Origin of the sequence: Colwellia sp. BRX10-4 (genome assembly GCF_014077465.1) — a bacterium.
Classification (GTDB): Bacteria; Pseudomonadota; Gammaproteobacteria; order Enterobacterales; family Alteromonadaceae; genus Colwellia_A.
The window spans coordinates 40,780-58,560 of sequence record NZ_JACGVZ010000022.1; the positions used below are offsets into that span (position 1 = coordinate 40,780).

Here is a 17,781-nt window from a genome sequence, read left to right on the forward strand (position 1 = left end):
AACAATCTATTGTGTTAGCCTAAAAAACTATTCTTTATGTATAATTAACATAAAGTCCTATTCATTCAAATATTTTTTCATCACCGCCGTAATATCAATCTTCTTTAAACCTTCATTATAGATAGCTAACCATTTTTTACCTTCGGTACTATTTTTAAAGGCTACAAATAATTCCTTTTCTGTCAACAATTTAGCATTAATTTGCACTTGTTCTTGCGCTTTTTCTAAGTCTTTGCTATTCGCTAGTAAGTAACTAAAAACATTGGTATCGATAACAGCAGCATCGATTCGACCACCCGCAACTTTACGAATGTTGGTTTCATCAGAGGTAGCGGTTTGCGCTTTTATTTCGCCACTAGCAATTAATGCATCAACTTCAGCCGTATTAACATAATCTTGCACTACGCCAATTTTATATTGCGTTAAATCTTTAACTGCAGACCATACTATGGGTTTTTTCTTGTTTTCAATTAATCCTAAAGGCCCCTTCCCCATCGGATTAGAAAATGAAAACTCATTTGACTCATAGTAATACTCAGGAAAGTAACCTGCATATTTTGAGTCTGGTTGCGATGCATGTTTTACAGCACGGCTCCAAGGGAAAAAATCAACCTTCAACTCATGTCCCATCGCCTTAAACGCAGCTTTAGCTAAAGCAACTGAAGCACCTTGTTCATTTAAAGCCTTTCCTGAATATGGCGGCCAAGTTAACGAGGTTAGGTAAACTGTGTCGCTAAATGCGGGTGTGCTAAAAGACAAAATTAATATAAACTTTATGACTTTATTAAACATGGCTATCTCCTAAAACTGAAATGTACGAGCAACGGAAAGCAATAGTGTGGTATCGCCATAAGTATCTAAGTCAGTGCCATGCAGCCCTAGTGAAAAATCAAAACCATTGGTACTAAAGTTACTGGTGACTTGCCAGTGATTATAACTGTCACTACCGGGCTCCCATTGCCATTTGTCATCATCTAAACTACTCGACCTATCAATACCCACTAATAAAGTTAATTCATCATTAATAGTAAAGGTATGATTTAACATAACAATGTAATGACCTGCCCCTGTTCCAAAGTAATCCCAAGCATACCAAAAGTTTAAATCGGTAGCGCCGAAATTCCATTTAGTATATATCTCAGTATAGTTACCGTCAGAACTATAGCTTGCGCCGTTATAAGTATATTGAGCAACGCCAATATCAAGATTAACGGTATCATTTACCGCCGTGTAATAACCGAGATAAACATCTGCTTCTATATTCGTATCATCACCAAAATCAACATTTGATGCCCACCCCCCCGCATACCAACCAACCGCACCAGACCAGTCAAGACTTCCTTGAAGTGCTGGGCCCTCATCTGTTTGGCTAACACCATTAAAAAGATAATCACTTGCTACTGTAACGGTTGATGACCAGTCAGCGAACGCAGATGAAGACATGGTAAGTAAAGTTGTTACCAATATTAAATGTTTTTTCATTAAGTTAATCCTATAAAAGACATCTATAAAATTATAGTCACTGATCGCTTAATAACAATCTTTTACTGATATTATTTAGTCGATGAGCTAACTCAACTCATTGATGGTGAAGAACTTGTATAGTGATTACGGCAATAAATGTTAGCAGATAACAGATGAAAGATGGTTGTAGAGCAGTAAAGGCAAGTAAATGAGTTGTTTAAGTCGTATTGGCATTAGGTAATTACTGTATTAATGCTACTTTATGTTAGTTTCAATTGATCATAGTTAGTCGGTATCGATGTTATTGTCTAGTCATCAATTCCGCGATAAATAGGGTGTGATAAGTTTGTGTGACTTTCCCTAGAGGAGCTTTATCTACAACGCTAAGATATTAACCCATCTTGATAAAGATGAAGTTAGTTAAATTAAATAGGGTGTCGAAAATCAACAGTCGCTTTACGACCACCACTTGCATCATTATTTTGATATGACCAATGCATTTTATTGACGATTTTATCAACTAACCTTAAACCTAAACCATAACCGTAATCAGCACCACTGTGATCAAAGTCACCTTCACTTATATTAATATTTTCAACAATAACGAGGCCTTGGCTACATTGAATAATAACTTCGCCTGCTGCTGTATATTGAAATGCATTGCGAATTAAATTGTTGAGGATCAAGCGACAAGGTGTTTCAAGTACCTTAATATGGGTAGGCGTCAATTTAAGTGTTATTTTAACTTTTTTACTTTGTAATAAGTACGCATTGTCTTCAACCAAGTTGTTAATCATCAAATTTAAGTCTATTTCGACTAAAGCTAATGTTTGTTGATTACTTTGCTCTATAGAGTTTTCCTGGCTAAGCCATAATAGTGTTTCTGTGGTGTGTTGCATATTGAGTGCTGCCCTACTGATACGGGCTAAAGACTGTTCACCTTTGTCTTTATTATTTTCGCTAGAGAATATTCGGGTTAATAATTCACTGTTACTTTTAACAACCGCTATCGGGGTTCGTAACTCATGGCTTGCATGGCGTAAAAAATCTTGTTCTTTATCAAGCATAGCACTGAGCCTTAATAGCGCTTTTTGCTGTTGAACTGCAATCGCCGTTAACTCATAGAATTCAAAATTTGGTATGTCTTGCTCAACATTTTCAAGGGTTAAACTTTCAACCCAATCACCAATACGGTAAAAGGGTCTTAACGTTCGTTTGAGCAATAACTGGACAGAGAAATGCATTACTAATAAAAAAATTAATGCGATTGGCCACGTTAGCTGGAACATTTTGCTGATACCCATTTGGCTTAAGGCATCATATTGTTTAATATTTATTTTTCGAACTAAATAAAAAGTTTTACCATCAAATAATGGCTGTGCAATAACAAAAATAGCTTGCTCTGGCCATGAAATAAAAGTGTCTTCACTGAATAGTCGAATGTTATCCATCGCCATTTTTTTAACATTTTCAAAGGCAGCAAAGTGCTCTCGTATTTCGATGGGAAGACTTTTCCAATCTAAGAAACCTTGAAAGTGAATGTTATTAGGCAGTGGGTGGTCGATATTTTTTTGATATTGACGTGCAAAATCGTTACTTTCTAAATGAAGATCCTGAAAGTTAGCTTCATCAAGCCCATGAATAAAATAAAAGTTAATCACTAAGGTGTAACTGAGCACGATAATTAAGGCAATCATGCTTTGTACTTTTAAAACGTATCGACGCAGGGTTTGTGGTTTTTTCTTAGATTTACTCATATCAATTATTAACTATAAAGTCGCTATTATAATGTTCATTAATCTCATCATGCACGAAAAACAAAACCTTGTCCCGCTACCGTATGAATAAGCTTACTTTCATTGATGGTATCGATTTGTTGTCTCAATTTAAATAAATGGACTTTCAAACTATCACTGTCTGGGAGTTCATTTCCCCAAACAGCTTGCAACAGTTGTTTTTTTGAAACAACCTCAGGCGATTTTCGCATCAGTACTTCAAGGATTTTCCAACCTGTTGGTGACAATTGTAATGTACGTTGTTGCCGTTTTAATGTTTTAGCGCCAAAATCAACGTCAAGACCGAAGAGTGATAGTTGGTTCGTTTGACCACTGCGGCGATTTGCTAACACCTGAATACGGGCAATAAGTTCTCTCATTTCAAATGGTTTAACCAAGTAATCATCTGATCCTGCCGCAAAGCCAGCCAGTTTGTCATCTAAGGTATCTCGAGCGGTCAACATCAAAATCGCCGTACTATTTCCTTGCTCACGCATTTTTTTACAGACGGTTAAACCATCCATGCGCGGCATATTCACGTCGAGAATCATCACATCAAAGTGGTGATTACTGAGTAATTCTAAGCCAGCAATACCATTGGCTGCGTGATCACAGGTTATGCCTTCTAATTCAAGATAATCAATAATTGTCGTTGCTAAATCAAGATCATCTTCAACTAATAGTATATGAACTAGCATCGACTGATCTTAAAGAAACTAGCATATAAAACGGGCACGACTGCTAAAGTTAAAATCGTACCAACACCTAAGCCGAATGCTAATACGGTTGCCATACCATAAAACATTGACATTGGGTCTATCAATAACGGTAATAACCCCATGATGGTGGTCACAGTTGTCATCGTTATTGGGCGTAATCGTGTTAAACACGAATTAACAATGGCTTGATAGTCACTTTGCCCTGTGGCTCGTTCAATTTCAATTCGGTCAATTAAGACAATCGCATTATTAATAATAATACCTGCCAAACTATAAATACCTAAGGTGACCATAAATCCAAAAGGTGCATTCATGACTAACAGGCCAACAACCGTCCCTATTAGTGATAAGGGAATAGTCAGTACAATAATTGACGCTCGGCGGAATGAATTAAATTGCATAACCAATAAAATGAGCACCAAACCAATAACCATCGGCATACTCGCCCCAAGAGCTTGTTGTGCTTCTTTGGACTGGACAATAACACCATCGTATTCAATTAAATGGTTAACGGGTAAATCTTTTTTTAATGCTTGAATGTCGCTGTCAATAACAACCTGCAAATCTTCGGCTGTCATTTGAGTATTACTGGCTTCAATCGTGATAGTCGTAAACATATTCTCGCGTTGAATTTTTGCATACTGATTAACAGGAATAAAATCTGCCACTTGAAATAAGGGCACTGAGGACCCGGTTTGATTAGAAAATATTGATACCGTACGCAACCTATCTAGATTAAAACGCTCTTCTTCTTCTGCGCGAAAAACCACAGGAATAATATCATCGCCATCACGATATTCAGTAACATTAGCGCCGCTAAAATATCCTTGTAAGGCCGTAGCTACGTCAGAAGAAGTAACACCAGCTCGACGGGCACGATGTTGATCAATTTTAACTTGCATCTTAACAATACGATTTTCCCAATCTGTACGCACATTTTTAGTATAAGGGACCGCTTGTAAAACGCTCATAATTTCTTTAGCTTTTTCATATAAAATGTCTTTATCGGGACCTTTTACTTGAATACTTATCGTGCTTGAATCTGAAGGACCAGCAAACATCCGCTTAACGCGTCCAGACACATTGGGGAAGTTTTCAATAATACCGTTATGCAGTTTATTAACAAAAGTATTAATTTGTGTCTCATCTTTAACATTAATGACGACAAACCCCTTATTATTAGCGGGATCTTCTGGATTAAGTGTTAATACAAAACGCGGGCCGTTAAAACCAGAATACCCCGAATAGTTACTGATCTCAGGAAAACTCGTCTTATCATCTAACCAAGTAAACACCTCTTGCATTTGACGATTAGTTTCTCTTGCCGAAGTCCCATTAGGTAGGTCAATGTACATCATCACCTGAGTTCGGTCAGAGTCGGGAAAAAATTGTTTTTTTAGCAAGCCGAAACCACTTAAAGATACGATTAAGGTGACGACCATCAAGGTCATAAAAATTGTTTTATGTGCTAAAACCCAATGAAGGAATTTTTCATATATTTGATAAAATTTTGTTGAATTTTCAGTGGGTTTATCTGTTGCCGCCGACCCCTTGTTATCAGCTTTGATAAAGAAATAACAAAGCGTTGGAGTTACACATAAAGCTAAAACCCAACTGGTCATTAACGTTATCAGTATAACTAAGGAAACCGAGCGAGTGAATTCACCCGCTACATGCTCGGCAAGCATTAAGGGTAAGAAAAATAAAATCGTGGTTACCGATGAACTGAGTAATGGCATGGCAAGTTCTTTACCGCCCTGGCACATAGCATCAAAGCGGTCTATGCCTTGTTCAATTCTTCGTTTAAAGTCTTCAGCGATAACAATGCCATTATCAACCAATAAACCCAAGGCAATGATCAGTGTTGCTAAGCTCATTTTCTCTAACGTCATACCAGAGAATTTCATAATAGCTAATGTGGTTAACATCACAAAAGGTACAATTGAGCCAACAATTAAACCGGTACGTAAACCTAAAAAGTAAATAACAACCAATAATACAATCACCAGTGTTTGTATTACATTGATTGAAACCCCTTCAATAGATTTCTGTACTTGATCCGCTTGATAGGTAGCAATATTGATTTTGTAACCTATTGGTAAAGTATTTTCAATATTGGTGACCATATTTTTAACTCTTGGCGCATATTCCAATAAGTTATATTTTTGCAGCATGGAAACCCCAAACATAATAGCGGGCTCACCATTGAAGTAGGCGGGTTTATCTGGCGGATCGATAAAGCCTCGGCGCAGGCTAACGATATCTTTTAGCGCGATGGTATCGTCAGTCCCAGTGATTCTGATATGAGTGTTACCTATTTCTTCCAGTGAAGAAAAATTACCTGTTGGCTCAACCACAATGGAACGTAAACCCGTATCAATCTGTCCACCTGGACTAATAATATTTTGATTTTGCAGTTCACTAATAATGCTACGCGGTGAAATACCCAATTGAGCGAGTTTAGCTGTTTTTGCTTCAAGGTATATTCGTTCAGCTTGTACGCCAATGATATCAACTTTTTTAGTCCCGGCAACACTGTATAAATTGTCACGAATATGTTTAGAAATATCATACATCTCACCTAAGTCAAAACCGTCAGCGGTTAAGGCTAAAGTGACAACAGAAACGTCACCAAATGAGTCATTAACAAAAGGGGGACTAGTCCCTTCTGGCAAATTCAATTGCGCTTGTTTAACTTTATTACGTAAGTCTTGCCAAATATTATCTAAATTAAAATAGCGATCGTAAATTTCGACGTGAATGACCGATTGCCCAGTCATAGAGGTCGATGTAAGTTTTTCAACTTCAGGGATTTTTCTAATTTCTTTTTCAATGGCACGCGTGATTAATTGTTCAACACGTTCAGGGGCCATGCCAGGGTATGAAGTGGTAACAATGGCTTTGCGTATGGTTATTGTTGGGTTTTCTTGTGCTGGTAAGGTTAAATAAGCAAAAACACCGTTGATCAATAATAAGGCAAGTACCATTAAAATGGACTTTCGGTAGGTAAAAGCAATTTTAGTTAAATTCATAAAAGTCTCTAAATTTCAAGTTATACGGGAACGTGATTAATTAAAACGCTTTACATGCTTATCAAGCAACCGAACCGATTGGCCATCACGTAAAAACGAGACACCGGCAATCGCAATAATTTCTCCTGACGATAAGCCAGCAGAAACCAAGACTTCATTGTTTAAAATACTTTCTGTTTGTACCATACGTTTTTGTAAAATTTGTTGTTCAACGTTATAAACAAATACATACGACTTTTGTCCTTCATCTGCGGCCAGTGCTGCAATAGGGAGACGAAAAGCTTTACCTTGATAACCCGTTCGTCCAATACCTTGAAAGGTAAAGTCAACTTCCGCAGTCATGCCTGCTCGTAAATTTTTTGTTTCAGAATTAATAAGAATAGTCACTGGAAATGCATTAGCTGCAGCGGCGCGCGAACTAATTTCTGCGATAGTGCCTTTACTGTTTAAGCCGGGAAACGCCGGATAATGAATATCAATTTCGCTTCCTTTAGATAAATCTCTGATCATCGTTTCAGGGACCACTACTTGCACCTCTAAACCATCATCACCTTCAATTTGAAAAATGGCTTGGCCCGGAGAAATTTGCATAGAAGGTTCGCTAAGACGTTTCGTTATTTTACCATTGTAAGGAGCCGTTAATATTGAATCACTTAAATCTTTATTGGCGATATCAAGTTGAGTTTTAGCAATGTTTACGGCACTACTTGCTGATTCAAAAGCTGCTTTGGCATTATCAAAGCCAGATTTTGACACTAAACCTTTGGCAGATAGCTCGGCGTAACGTTTATATTCATTTTCAGTTTCAGACAGTGCAGCATAGCTTTTTTGTAGGTTTGCTTGTGCAGATTGACGACTCAAATTAAAGTTTCGTTGGTCTAAACGCGCTAGGGCATCACCTCGATTAACTTCATCACCGAGTTTTACTTTTATCCATTGTATTTTTCCACCAACCTCAAAACTTAAATTAGCTTCTTCAACCGGGTAAATAGTGCCAGACAAACGACGCACTTGGTCAAATGAGGTTTGCTGAACTTCTTGCCATGCAATAGGGCGAATAACTTCTTCAAAAGGCTGCTCTTCTTTACCACACCCTGAGAGTACCGTGATAAAAGAAAAAGCTAATAAAAATAAACGCATACAAAACTCCATGAAAAAAACTGCAATAATAAAGCTATTATAGCGGCTTTAAAGTTAACGACAGGTTAATTATTAATACTATTAAATAATTGCTCCGCTAATGCTTTCAATGTCTCTTGATCTGGATTTGATTGAGCAAAAGTGCGTAAACCATAAATCCCCATGATTAAAAATTGTGCTAAGTGTTCACTCTTTTTATTTAATGATAATTCTTTCGCTGCCTGCGCTTGCGAAAACTTATCAGCTAGTGATTGTTCCCATTGCAAAACATTGTCGGCAATAACAGCTTGCACTTCTTGATCTTCTTCTGTTGATTCGTAAAGGGTTTTAATAAATAAGCAGCCTTTCGCGGGATCACCGCTAACACACTCAGTGACCATATGGTCTAAATATTTTTTTAATTGTGCAAGAATTGTTTCGTCACTTAAAAAAAACTGTGAAAATTCGACATTACGGTCAGCTTTATACTGCTCGATAGCAGCTAGCAGTAAACCGCGTTTATTCTCAAATGCACAATAAATTGAACCTGGGTGTAAACCTGTCACTTCTTTTAAATCAGGCATACTTGTCTTGCTATAGCCTTTATCCATAAATAAGCTCATCGCTGCCCTTAGTACTTTTTCTCGGTCGAACTCAGCATTTCTCATGATCATCACTTTTCATTTATCTGCAAGATATCGACATGATACTTAATTTTGAACGATCATTCAAAAATAATACTTGAATGATCGTTCAAATAACGTTATCTTGAACGCATATTCAAGAAAGAAATCAATTAATAGAGATAATTAATGACTGATAATTTATTCCAAGCTTATGCACTAAATAACACCATAACTTTAAATAACCGCATATTAATGGCACCATTAACCCGCTGTATGGCTGATGATAACTTAGTGCCTACGATAGCAATGGCCGAATATTATGGCCGCAGAGCAGAAGCCGGTTTAATCATTTCTGAAGCAACGATAATCCGTCCTGATGGTCAAGGTAATCCAAATACACCGGGGTTATTTACCCAAGAACAAGTCAATGCTTGGAAATTTGTCACCAAAACAGTTCATGATAAGGGTGGTAAAATATTTGCTCAACTTTGGCACACTGGCCGAGTTGCTCATCCTCACTTCTTTGAACACAATAATAATGGCTCTAGTGACGTTTTAGCGCCATCAGCGGTAGGTGTTGAAGGCACGGTACCGAGAATGCGCAATTTAAACTATCAAGTGCCAAAAGCTGTTACTCATCAAGAGATTAAGCAATTAATAGCAGATTTCGTTCAAGCGGCAAAAAATGCTATTGAAGCAGGTTTTGACGGTGTCGAGATTCATGGTGCTAACGGCTATTTAATTGACCAGTTCCTTCATTACGACAGTAACCGTCGCACCGATGAATATGGCGAAACACCAGAAAACATGTCACGTTTCCCGTTAGCGGTTGTTGATGCGGTTATTGCCAGCATTGGTAAGAATAAAACAGCATTAAGGATAAGCCCAGGTGCCCATTTCTTCATGTCTGGGGATGTAAGGGACCGCCAAGTATTTGATCACTTACTTAACGAACTTGAGCAGCGTGATCTGGCATTTTTACATTTAGGTATTTTTGATGATTCTATGGTCTTTGATTATTTAGATGGCCAAGCATCAAGTTACATTCGTGCCAACTATACTAAAACATTGGTGGGTGTAGGCAGTTATACTCCCGATACTGCCAGTGCTGCCATTGCCAATAATAAGTTTGATTTAGTCGCAATCGGACGACCTTTTATTGCTAATGCTGATTACGTCGCTAAAGTGCGAGCGGGCGAAGGTTTAGTTGAATACAATGCCGAAATGTTAACAACATTAATTTAAATAATAACGAAGCGAAGCATAACTTGCTTCGCTTTTATTCGTCGCTTACCCTAAATTTAAATCGCTAAAAAATGTCCGTAATAAAGCCGTGATCCAACCAGTGACTCTAATTCTACACTGCTAGGAAAAGTAGCCCACTTCTTAGCATTTTCCTCAACCGCGGCTTCATCTAACCAAACTAATTGCCAACAAATTTCTTCATCATTATCGGTCTTACTTAATATACTATGTGATATTAAGACAGCTCTTTCCTTGTTCATTTCTTCAAACAATAACTGACTTAATTCAATCACTCTTTGTTGATTTTCTTTACTAACAGAAAATACGGCAACCTCATAACAATATGACATCTAAACTCTCACTAGGTGATCAATCAATGACTTCACTTGGTATATCCATCAATGATGATTATAATCTCGAATAATTTTTCAAATATACAACGAGCTAAGATTAATTACTATGGATCTATTTTTACTTAAAAAAATTATTAGCGCGCTTATCATGCCGTTAAGTATCGTCATACTATTATTGGTATTAGCTATTATTTTTTATCAATATAAAAAGAGATTCAGTTATAGCTGCTTAATCTTGGCGACCTTATTATTAACGCTAGGTTCATTAGGTCCAGTTGCTAATCTCGTTATGGCGCCGCTAGAAAGCCAATACTCCGCGTTCACACGTTCAAGTAAACCTGTTGATTATATTATTATTTTAGGCTGTAAGCACACCACCGATGCTCAATTACCAGCGACTAGCGAACTAGGTATTTGTTCGTTGCAACGACTCGTTGAAGCGATGCGTATCCTGCGTATTCACCCTGAAGCGCACTTAATTACCTCAGGTTATGCCGGCAATGACGAAACAAGTAATGCCGAGAAAGTTAAGCAAGCCGCGATGCTATTGGGTGTTGCTGAAAGAAAAATAATTGTTGAGGGATTTGCGCAAGATACCGAAGAAGAAGCACAATTAATGGCGCCAAGGGTCAGTGGAAAAAACGTTGTCTTAGTAACAAATTCTGACCACATGCCCCGTGCAATTAAGTACTTCCAACGAGAAGGCATTAACCCCACCCCCGCCCCCGCAGGTAAATGGACCAAAGGAATGAATGACGAAAAGCATTGGCAAGATTATATCCCTAAGCCAAAAAGATTAGAACAAACGACTCATGCCTGGTATGAGAGCATAGGCCGCTTAGTTCAGTGGTTAAAGAGCTAGCAGCGGCTTATATTGTTGTAATGTTGATACTGAAATAAATTCAGCATGACGGTTTCAGTGTCCGGTCTTTGTGTTATGAACGACGAGATCCTGAAATAAATTCAGGATGACGGACGGGGGGCAATCAGTATCCGGTATTTGTATTCTTCGCCGTAATGCTGGACTCGTTTCAGTATCTGGTCTTTGTCCTATAAAATACGAGATCCTGAAATAAATTCAGGATGCCGGATGGGGGGTATTCAGTATCTGTCCTTTGCATTCTTCCCCGTCATGCTGGACTCGTTTCAGTATCTGGTCTTTGTCTTATGAAGTACGAGATCCTGAAATAAATTCAGGATGACGGATGGGGGGCTCATATGACGGATGGGCCGTATTAAGGATGACATTTGGGTTAAGCATTTCGGCTGGGTATATTCTCTACGCAGGGTTATCAATATCAATAAAAACTGTCGGTATTGATAATTCTTTTTCAAGATGTTTTGCCAATGCTTTAGCGCCATAACGCTCGGTTGCATGATGGCCAGCTGCAAAAAAATGAATATCCATTTCGGTTGCAACATGGGTCGTTTGCTCTGAAATTTCGCCACTAATAAACGCGTCAATGCCCTGCTCTGCAGCAAGCTCGATATAATTTTGTCCGCCACCACTGCACCAAGCAACTGTCTTTATTTTTTTATTAGACGGTGGTGTAATATGCAAGCAATCTCTCGCTAGTTGCTGGGAGATACGTGTACTCAGTTCATCACCTGAAATATGGTGAGAGAACTCACCACGTACAGCGACACTTAAAGGATTGCCTACTTCTAGAGGTTGGACATTATTTATTTCAAATAATTGAGCAAGCTGAGCGTTATTTCCTAATACCGGATGAATATCAAGTGGCAAATGGTAAGCAAATAAACTTATATTGTGATCAAGCAACGCCTTAATTCGTTGATATTTCATGCCACGAATAACATAAGATTCATTTTTCCAAAAAAAACCATGGTGTACCACTAAAGCATCTGCTTTTTCATCAATAGCTTTGGCAATTAACGCTTGTGTTGCGGTTACACCCGTGACAATTTTATGGATTTGATCACTGCCCTGAACTTGTAAACCATTAGGGCAAAAATCTTTAATCTGTTCAGGCTTTAGCAAGGCATTTAGGTGCTGCTCTAAATCATTACGATGGATCATTACTGTATTCTCTTTGTTAGGAACTTAAAAGTTAGTTAATTTTATGTGATGAATTCATACTGGGCACTTCTACTTGCTTAAACTTCGGACTTATCTTCCATTTAGGCTTAATAGGCGTTAACGGGTGAACACGTTTTTTGGCCACTAATACATAGATAGACCCTAAATTAGGTAAAAAGTCACTGGCGATTTTTTGCCAAATTTGAACAATTTTACCTTGGCTTAACCGTCCCGATAAAGAAGAATAAATAACTTTTTCATCAACTAATATTTCATAGCCCATTAAGTGTAGCCAATCTTTCACTCGCATTGCCGAAAAAAAACGTTCGTTCCACGGGGTGCTATGTTTACGATAAGGAATAAATTTATTAAGTCCCGCTAAACTAAAAGGGTTAAAACCAGTAATAACTAGGTACCCATTAGGGATCAATACTCGGTTTGCTTCTCGTACTACGTGATGAGGGTCAAGTGAAAATTCTAAGGCATGGCTAAGTAAACAAACATCAATGCTATGTTCTAAAAAGGGTAAATCATCTACATCAGCAATAATATCGCCGGTTTGTTTACGCTCGACTAAATTCATTTGATGTTTAATTGTACAATCTGAACTGTCAATATAACCACTGAGTGCACCAATTTTTAATAGATGATAACCAAAAAGTTTTGGCCACCACGGCGCTAACACTTGTTCAATTTCTTTAACTATCACCTCGCCATTTGGTAAAGCTTGCCAAGATTTTGGGTAATGGGGTTGTCGATAGCCCAAAGCAGGTTTCATCAGTTAGATACGCCTTTTTAGTTCGTTTACGGGTATACTACTTACTCTACCTTCATTGAGGACGATTTAACGTGGAAAGTCAAACACTAAAGCCAATTTTGATAACGGCAATCCCCGCTTTTACTGACAATTATTTTTGGGCTATAACCTCGCATGACGTAAACGTGACCGATAATGAAACGCTAAAACCGGTTGCTCTGGTCGATCCCGGAGATGCTAAGCCTTGTATTAAATATTTAGAGGAAAATAATTTACAGCTTTGCGCTATTTTAATTACCCATCATCATGCTGATCATACCGGTGGTGTTGCTGAGTTAAAGAACTATTGTAAAAATAAGAACTGGTCTCTTACTGTTTACGCGCCTGAAAATGAAAAGATAACCAATGTTGATGTGCGGGTAATAGCAAAGCAAATCATCGAGATTCCTGCGCTTGAAACTTCTTTTGAAGTCATTGACCTTGCTGGGCACACCTTAGATCATATTGGTTATTATACTGGTGATGCTGTTTTTTGTGGTGATACTTTATTCTCAGGCGGCTGTGGACGGATATTTGAAGGCTCACCCAAACAGATGTTGAGCGCTTTAACCCGTTTAACCGACTTACCCGATCGAACACATGTTTACTGCGCGCACGAATACACTTTAGCCAATTTAAAGTTTGCTTTAGCGGTTGAGCCAAATAACACTGAACTCGTTCACTATTATAATCAGGTACTAGAACGACGAGCAAAAAATATTCCCACCATCCCTAGTTCTATTTTACTTGAGAAAAAAATTAATCCGTTTTTACGTTGCCAACAACAAGAAATCATCGAAAGCGCTGTTGATTATAGTGGTAAAAATTCAATAAATACCTTAGCAACCTTCACCGTTATTAGGCAGTGGAAGAATGAATTCTAAGCCAAGAACACTTTGACTAATATAATAGCCACGCTTGAATAAGCAGGCTAAATAAGTGAAACTAACCTTAAGTAAAATAATATAGTGCCTACATGAAATTTATCTTAAAAACATCAAACAAATCACCTGCTAAAAAATATACTTTTGCAAAAGCTCTACCACTATCATTTTCTCTTGCTTTCTCGGTCATGCTAATGGGTTGTCAAGCGACGTCAGTGCAAAGTAGTAATGGCGCTCAAGCAACAGATATTGACCAACGGATGATAGCTAGCACTGCTGAAATTAATCAGGCGATATTAGCCGATGAAAACATTGATATTATTCATCCGGTTGCGGATGTAGAATTTACCTTAACTGACCCAGAAATTGTTGATGATATTTATGTATCCGATGATATCTGGCAACGTATACGCACTAAATTTACCTTTAAAATTCCAGAAGATAAACGCCTCACGCAGCAACGCAATTGGTTTGTAAAACATCCTGAATATCTTGACCGTGTAGCAAAACGTGCTGAGCCCTTTATTTTTTATATTGTGCAAGAACTTGAAAAAAATGATATGCCGCTAGAAATAGCGCTTTTACCTATCGTTGAAAGTGCTTTTGATCCCTTTGCATACTCACATGGTCGTGCTTCAGGTATGTGGCAATTCGTTCCAGGAACCGGCAAGCGATTCAATATGAAGCAGAACTGGTGGTATGATGGACGCCGTGATGTCATTGCATCAACACAAGGTGCGATTCAATATTTAAAATATTTAAACAAATTTTTTGATGGTGATTGGTTATTAGCGCTCGCTGCATATAATTCTGGTGAAGGTCGTGTAAAACGCGCAATGAAAAAAAATGCTCGTAAGAATCTACCAACAGATTTTTGGTCTTTAGATTTACCCAGAGAAACTAGAGCTTACGTACCAAAATTACTTGCGTTGGCCGATGTAATAAAACGTCCTGAAGATTTCAATATTAAACTTTACGAAATTGAAAACAAGAGTCAGATCACCAATATTGATATAGGATCGCAGTTAGATTTAGCAAAAGCGGCTAAATTAGCTGATTTATCTTTGGCTGAACTACAACGCTTAAACCCTGGATTTAATCGTTGGGCAACTGACCCTGATGGCCCTCACAGTTTATTGATACCTAACCATAAAGTCGCTAATTTTGTGAAGAAGCTTGCTGAACTTCCCCAGGAAGATCGTTTAGCATGGCAGCGTTATAAAATTAAAGATGGTGATAACTTAGGTGAAATTGCCCATAAATTTAATACTGATATCAAGTTAATTAAACAGGTTAATAATATTAGAGGCACACAAATTCGTGCGGGCAAACACTTATTAATTCCTGTGGCGACTCAGTCGCTCGACAGTTATGTCTTTTCTCAAAAGCAACGGACGGCGACAACTAAAAACCGTCAACGAAGTGGAGAGAAAACAACACACCTTGTCGTAGCAGGCGATACTTTATGGGATATAGGACAAACCTATAAGGTCAGTAGCCGAAGTATTGCAAAATGGAACGGTATGGCGCCACGCGATGTTTTAAAGCTTGGCCAAAAACTGGTTATTTGGCAGAAAACCGCTGTGGCTGAAGACAATTTAGCCAGCACAACGTCTTACCAGCCGCCAGAGCAGGCAATCATGCGAAATATCACCTACAAGGTAAGACCTGGTGATTCTTTCGCACGTATTGCCAATAAATTTAGGGTCTCAATTAGTGATATCGAACGCTGGAACAGTTTAAATCGCAAAAAATATTTACAACCTGGTCAAATGATAAAATTGTCGGTTGATGTGACTAACAATATTTAATCAATAACATTTGATGATTAATAAAACGCTATTGACTGCAGTCTTTAGCGTTTTTTTACATTAAAAACGACTCTTTATAACCATATCTAAGTTATTCAGCAAAATAGCACTTGATAATATTTTTATAGCTGTCACAGTGGCCTATCGTATGAGCGATTAATTTTATACGTACCTCACAATTTGTTAATAATTTAAAGGAGTAGCGCTTCAATGTGTTCGATCTTTGGTATATTAGATATAAAAACAGGTGCAGACGCACTTCGTCCGAAAGCCCTAGAATATTCTCGTTTATTACGTCACCGTGGTCCTGATTGGTCCGGTATTTACAGCAGCGAACATGCTATTTTAGTGCATGAACGTTTATCAATTGTTGATACTGAGCACGGTGCTCAACCATTATATAACGAAGACAAAACAAACATTCTTGCTGTAAATGGTGAAATTTATAACCATAAAGCCCTAGCAGCAAACTTAACGGTAGATTACCAATTTCAAACTGGCTCAGATTGTGAAGTTATCCTGCCACTATACAAAGAATTTGGTGTTGAATTTATTGATAAACTTCAAGGCATGTTTGCTTTTTGTTTATACAACGAAACTAATAACTCTTACCTTATAGCACGCGATCATATCGGTATTATCCCACTTTACACTGGCTATGATGAAGACGGTAACTTTTATGTTGCCTCTGAAATGAAAGCATTGATGCCAATTTGTAAAACAGTGAGTGAGTTTCCTCCTGGCCATATTCTTGACAGTCGTGTTGGCGAATTACAAAAGTATTATAAACGTAACTGGCAACAATATTCTGCGATTAAAGATAATACCACCAGTAAAACAAAAATTCGTGAAGCGCTAGAAGAGTCGGTTAAAAGTCATTTAATGACTGATGTACCTTATGGTGTTTTATTATCGGGTGGTTTAGATTCATCGCTAATATCAGCTATTACGCAAAAATTTGCTGCTCGCCGTATTGAAGATAATGACTTAGCTGAAGCTTGGTGGCCAAAGGTTCACTCCTTTGCTTGTGGTCTTGAAGGCTCGCCAGATTTAATTGCCGCGAAAACAGTAGCAGACAGCATAGGGACTATACATCACAGCGTGGTGTTTACTGAGCAAGAAGGTATAGATGCCTTACAAGAAGTTATCTATCACTTAGAAACTTATGACGTCACCACTATTCGAGCTTCTACCCCTATGTACTTGATGGCGCGTAAAATAAAAGCCATGGGTATAAAAATGGTACTTTCAGGTGAAGGCGCTGATGAAATTTTTGGTGGTTACTTATATTTCCATAAGGCGCCTAACGCACAAGAGTTTCATGAAGAACTTAACCGTAAGTTAGACAGATTACATAAGTTTGATTGCTTACGTGCCAATAAATCTATGTCAGCTTGGGGTATTGAAGCCCGAGTGCCATTTTTAGATAAAAACTTTATGGATGTTGCCATGCGCATCAACCCAGAAGATAAAATGTGTGGCAACGGGAAAATGGAAAAAGCGATTTTACGTGAGTCGTTTGAAGGTTATTTGCCTAAAGAGATCTTGTGGCGTCAAAAAGAGCAGTTTTCTGATGGCGTTGGTTATTCTTGGATTGACGGCTTAAAAGCGCATGTTGAGTCTCAAGTGACCGATCAGCAACTTGCAACGGCTAACTTTAAATTTCCAGTGAATACACCAGACAGTAAAGAAGCCTACTTTTATCGTACTGTTTTTGAAGATAAGTTTCCACTTTCCTCAGCAGCCGACTGTGTTATTGGTGGTAAGTCTGTTGCCTGTAGTACTGAAGAAGCATTAGCATGGGATGAAAGTTTTCGAAATAATGCTGACCCTTCAGGTCGAGCGGTAATGAGTGTTCATAACGATAGTTACTAGCATTTATCCTTAAAATATTATAAAACCAATAAGTCTGACTT

At 38.0% G+C, this 17,781-nt stretch carries 15 protein-coding genes; 5 read left to right on the forward strand and 10 right to left on the reverse strand.

The genetic code is table 11. From position 1 onward, the window contains the following. Positions 1-57 precede the first annotated feature (57 nt). The 7 genes from H4J67_RS15515 to H4J67_RS15545 all read right to left on the reverse strand — a co-directional run bounded on the left by H4J67_RS15515 (position 58) and on the right by H4J67_RS15545 (position 8,777). Entirely contained in the window at positions 58-792 is a 735-nt protein-coding gene (locus tag H4J67_RS15515) for an ABC transporter substrate-binding protein (protein ID WP_182170638.1), read from the reverse strand. 9 nt (positions 793-801) lie between these two features. Next, positions 802-1,482, reverse strand: a complete 681-nt coding sequence (locus tag H4J67_RS15520) for a TorF family putative porin (RefSeq protein WP_182204257.1) — start codon at positions 1,480-1,482, stop codon at positions 802-804. A 407-nt stretch (positions 1,483-1,889) separates the two neighbouring features. Then, entirely contained in the window at positions 1,890-3,221 is a 1,332-nt protein-coding gene (locus H4J67_RS15525) for a HAMP domain-containing sensor histidine kinase (RefSeq protein WP_182204259.1), read from the reverse strand. Between the two features lie 47 nt (positions 3,222-3,268). After that, the gene (locus H4J67_RS15530) at positions 3,269-3,937 is read right to left on the reverse strand and encodes a response regulator transcription factor (RefSeq protein WP_182204261.1); all 669 of its coding nucleotides are present in this window, start codon (positions 3,935-3,937) and stop codon (positions 3,269-3,271) included. Then, the gene (locus tag H4J67_RS15535; RefSeq protein ID WP_182204263.1) at positions 3,931-6,990 is read right to left on the reverse strand and encodes an efflux RND transporter permease subunit; all 3,060 of its coding nucleotides are present in this window, start codon (positions 6,988-6,990) and stop codon (positions 3,931-3,933) included. Before H4J67_RS15535 ends, H4J67_RS15530 begins: the two co-directional genes overlap by 7 nt. 36 nt (positions 6,991-7,026) lie before the next feature. Further along, the gene (locus tag H4J67_RS15540) at positions 7,027-8,130 is read right to left on the reverse strand and encodes an efflux RND transporter periplasmic adaptor subunit (protein ID WP_182170624.1); all 1,104 of its coding nucleotides are present in this window, start codon (positions 8,128-8,130) and stop codon (positions 7,027-7,029) included. A 65-nt stretch (positions 8,131-8,195) separates the two neighbouring features. Then, on the reverse strand, positions 8,196-8,777 hold the full coding sequence (locus H4J67_RS15545; RefSeq protein WP_182170622.1) for a TetR/AcrR family transcriptional regulator: 582 nt from the start codon (positions 8,775-8,777) through the stop codon (positions 8,196-8,198). 144 nt (positions 8,778-8,921) lie between these two features. Between H4J67_RS15545 and H4J67_RS15550 the strand changes: the two genes are divergently transcribed. After that, on the forward strand, positions 8,922-9,980 hold the full coding sequence (locus tag H4J67_RS15550; protein ID WP_182170619.1) for an alkene reductase: 1,059 nt from the start codon (positions 8,922-8,924) through the stop codon (positions 9,978-9,980). Between the two features lie 56 nt (positions 9,981-10,036). Here the strand turns inward: H4J67_RS15550 and H4J67_RS15555 are convergent, their stop codons facing one another. Continuing rightward, positions 10,037-10,330, reverse strand: a complete 294-nt coding sequence (locus H4J67_RS15555; RefSeq protein ID WP_182170616.1) for a hypothetical protein — start codon at positions 10,328-10,330, stop codon at positions 10,037-10,039. 109 nt (positions 10,331-10,439) lie between these two features. Between H4J67_RS15555 and H4J67_RS15560 the strand changes: the two genes are divergently transcribed. Beyond that, the gene (locus tag H4J67_RS15560; RefSeq protein WP_182170613.1) at positions 10,440-11,195 is read left to right on the forward strand and encodes an ElyC/SanA/YdcF family protein; all 756 of its coding nucleotides are present in this window, start codon (positions 10,440-10,442) and stop codon (positions 11,193-11,195) included. A 417-nt stretch (positions 11,196-11,612) separates the two neighbouring features. Here H4J67_RS15560 and H4J67_RS15565 read toward each other — a convergent pair whose 3' ends face one another. Both H4J67_RS15565 and H4J67_RS15570 read right to left on the reverse strand, forming a co-directional pair. Beyond that, complete coding sequence (locus H4J67_RS15565; RefSeq protein WP_220463188.1) at positions 11,613-12,374, reverse strand: Nif3-like dinuclear metal center hexameric protein; 762 nt, start codon at positions 12,372-12,374, stop codon at positions 11,613-11,615. 31 nt (positions 12,375-12,405) lie between these two features. Further along, positions 12,406-13,152, reverse strand: a complete 747-nt coding sequence (locus H4J67_RS15570) for a class I SAM-dependent methyltransferase (protein WP_182170610.1) — start codon at positions 13,150-13,152, stop codon at positions 12,406-12,408. Between the two features lie 71 nt (positions 13,153-13,223). On the opposite strand from H4J67_RS15570, the gene gloB reads away from it, so the two are divergent. The 3 genes from gloB (at position 13,224) to asnB (ending at position 17,740) form a co-directional block, all read left to right on the forward strand. After that, positions 13,224-14,054, forward strand: coding sequence for a hydroxyacylglutathione hydrolase (gene gloB / locus H4J67_RS15575; RefSeq protein ID WP_310650618.1), 831 nt, complete (start codon positions 13,224-13,226; stop codon positions 14,052-14,054). A 92-nt stretch (positions 14,055-14,146) separates the two neighbouring features. Continuing rightward, positions 14,147-15,865, forward strand: a complete 1,719-nt coding sequence (locus H4J67_RS15580; protein ID WP_182204265.1) for a LysM peptidoglycan-binding domain-containing protein — start codon at positions 14,147-14,149, stop codon at positions 15,863-15,865. Positions 15,866-16,075: 210 nt separating this feature from the next. Then, positions 16,076-17,740 (forward strand): asparagine synthase B, encoded by a 1,665-nt coding sequence (gene asnB / locus H4J67_RS15585; protein WP_182204267.1) that lies wholly within the window; start codon positions 16,076-16,078, stop codon positions 17,738-17,740. Positions 17,741-17,781: the final 41 nt, after the last annotated feature.

Coding starts and splice junctions, on each gene's coding strand:
- H4J67_RS15515 (WP_182170638.1), bottom strand. CDS start 792: ATGTTTAATAAAGTCATAAAGTTTATATTAATTTTGTCTTTTAGCACA.
- H4J67_RS15520 (WP_182204257.1), bottom strand. CDS start 1,482: ATGAAAAAACATTTAATATTGGTAACAACTTTACTTACCATGTCTTCA.
- H4J67_RS15525 (WP_182204259.1), bottom strand. CDS start 3,221: ATGAGTAAATCTAAGAAAAAACCACAAACCCTGCGTCGATACGTTTTA.
- H4J67_RS15530 (WP_182204261.1), bottom strand. CDS start 3,937: ATGCTAGTTCATATACTATTAGTTGAAGATGATCTTGATTTAGCAACG.
- H4J67_RS15535 (WP_182204263.1), bottom strand. CDS start 6,990: ATGAATTTAACTAAAATTGCTTTTACCTACCGAAAGTCCATTTTAATG.
- H4J67_RS15540 (WP_182170624.1), bottom strand. CDS start 8,130: ATGCGTTTATTTTTATTAGCTTTTTCTTTTATCACGGTACTCTCAGGG.
- H4J67_RS15545 (WP_182170622.1), bottom strand. CDS start 8,777: ATGAGAAATGCTGAGTTCGACCGAGAAAAAGTACTAAGGGCAGCGATG.
- H4J67_RS15550 (WP_182170619.1), top strand. CDS start 8,922: ATGACTGATAATTTATTCCAAGCTTATGCACTAAATAACACCATAACT.
- H4J67_RS15555 (WP_182170616.1), bottom strand. CDS start 10,330: ATGTCATATTGTTATGAGGTTGCCGTATTTTCTGTTAGTAAAGAAAAT.
- H4J67_RS15560 (WP_182170613.1), top strand. CDS start 10,440: ATGGATCTATTTTTACTTAAAAAAATTATTAGCGCGCTTATCATGCCG.
- H4J67_RS15565 (WP_220463188.1), bottom strand. CDS start 12,374: ATGATCCATCGTAATGATTTAGAGCAGCACCTAAATGCCTTGCTAAAG.
- H4J67_RS15570 (WP_182170610.1), bottom strand. CDS start 13,152: ATGAAACCTGCTTTGGGCTATCGACAACCCCATTACCCAAAATCTTGG.
- H4J67_RS15580 (WP_182204265.1), top strand. CDS start 14,147: ATGAAATTTATCTTAAAAACATCAAACAAATCACCTGCTAAAAAATAT.
- asnB (WP_182204267.1), top strand. CDS start 16,076: ATGTGTTCGATCTTTGGTATATTAGATATAAAAACAGGTGCAGACGCA.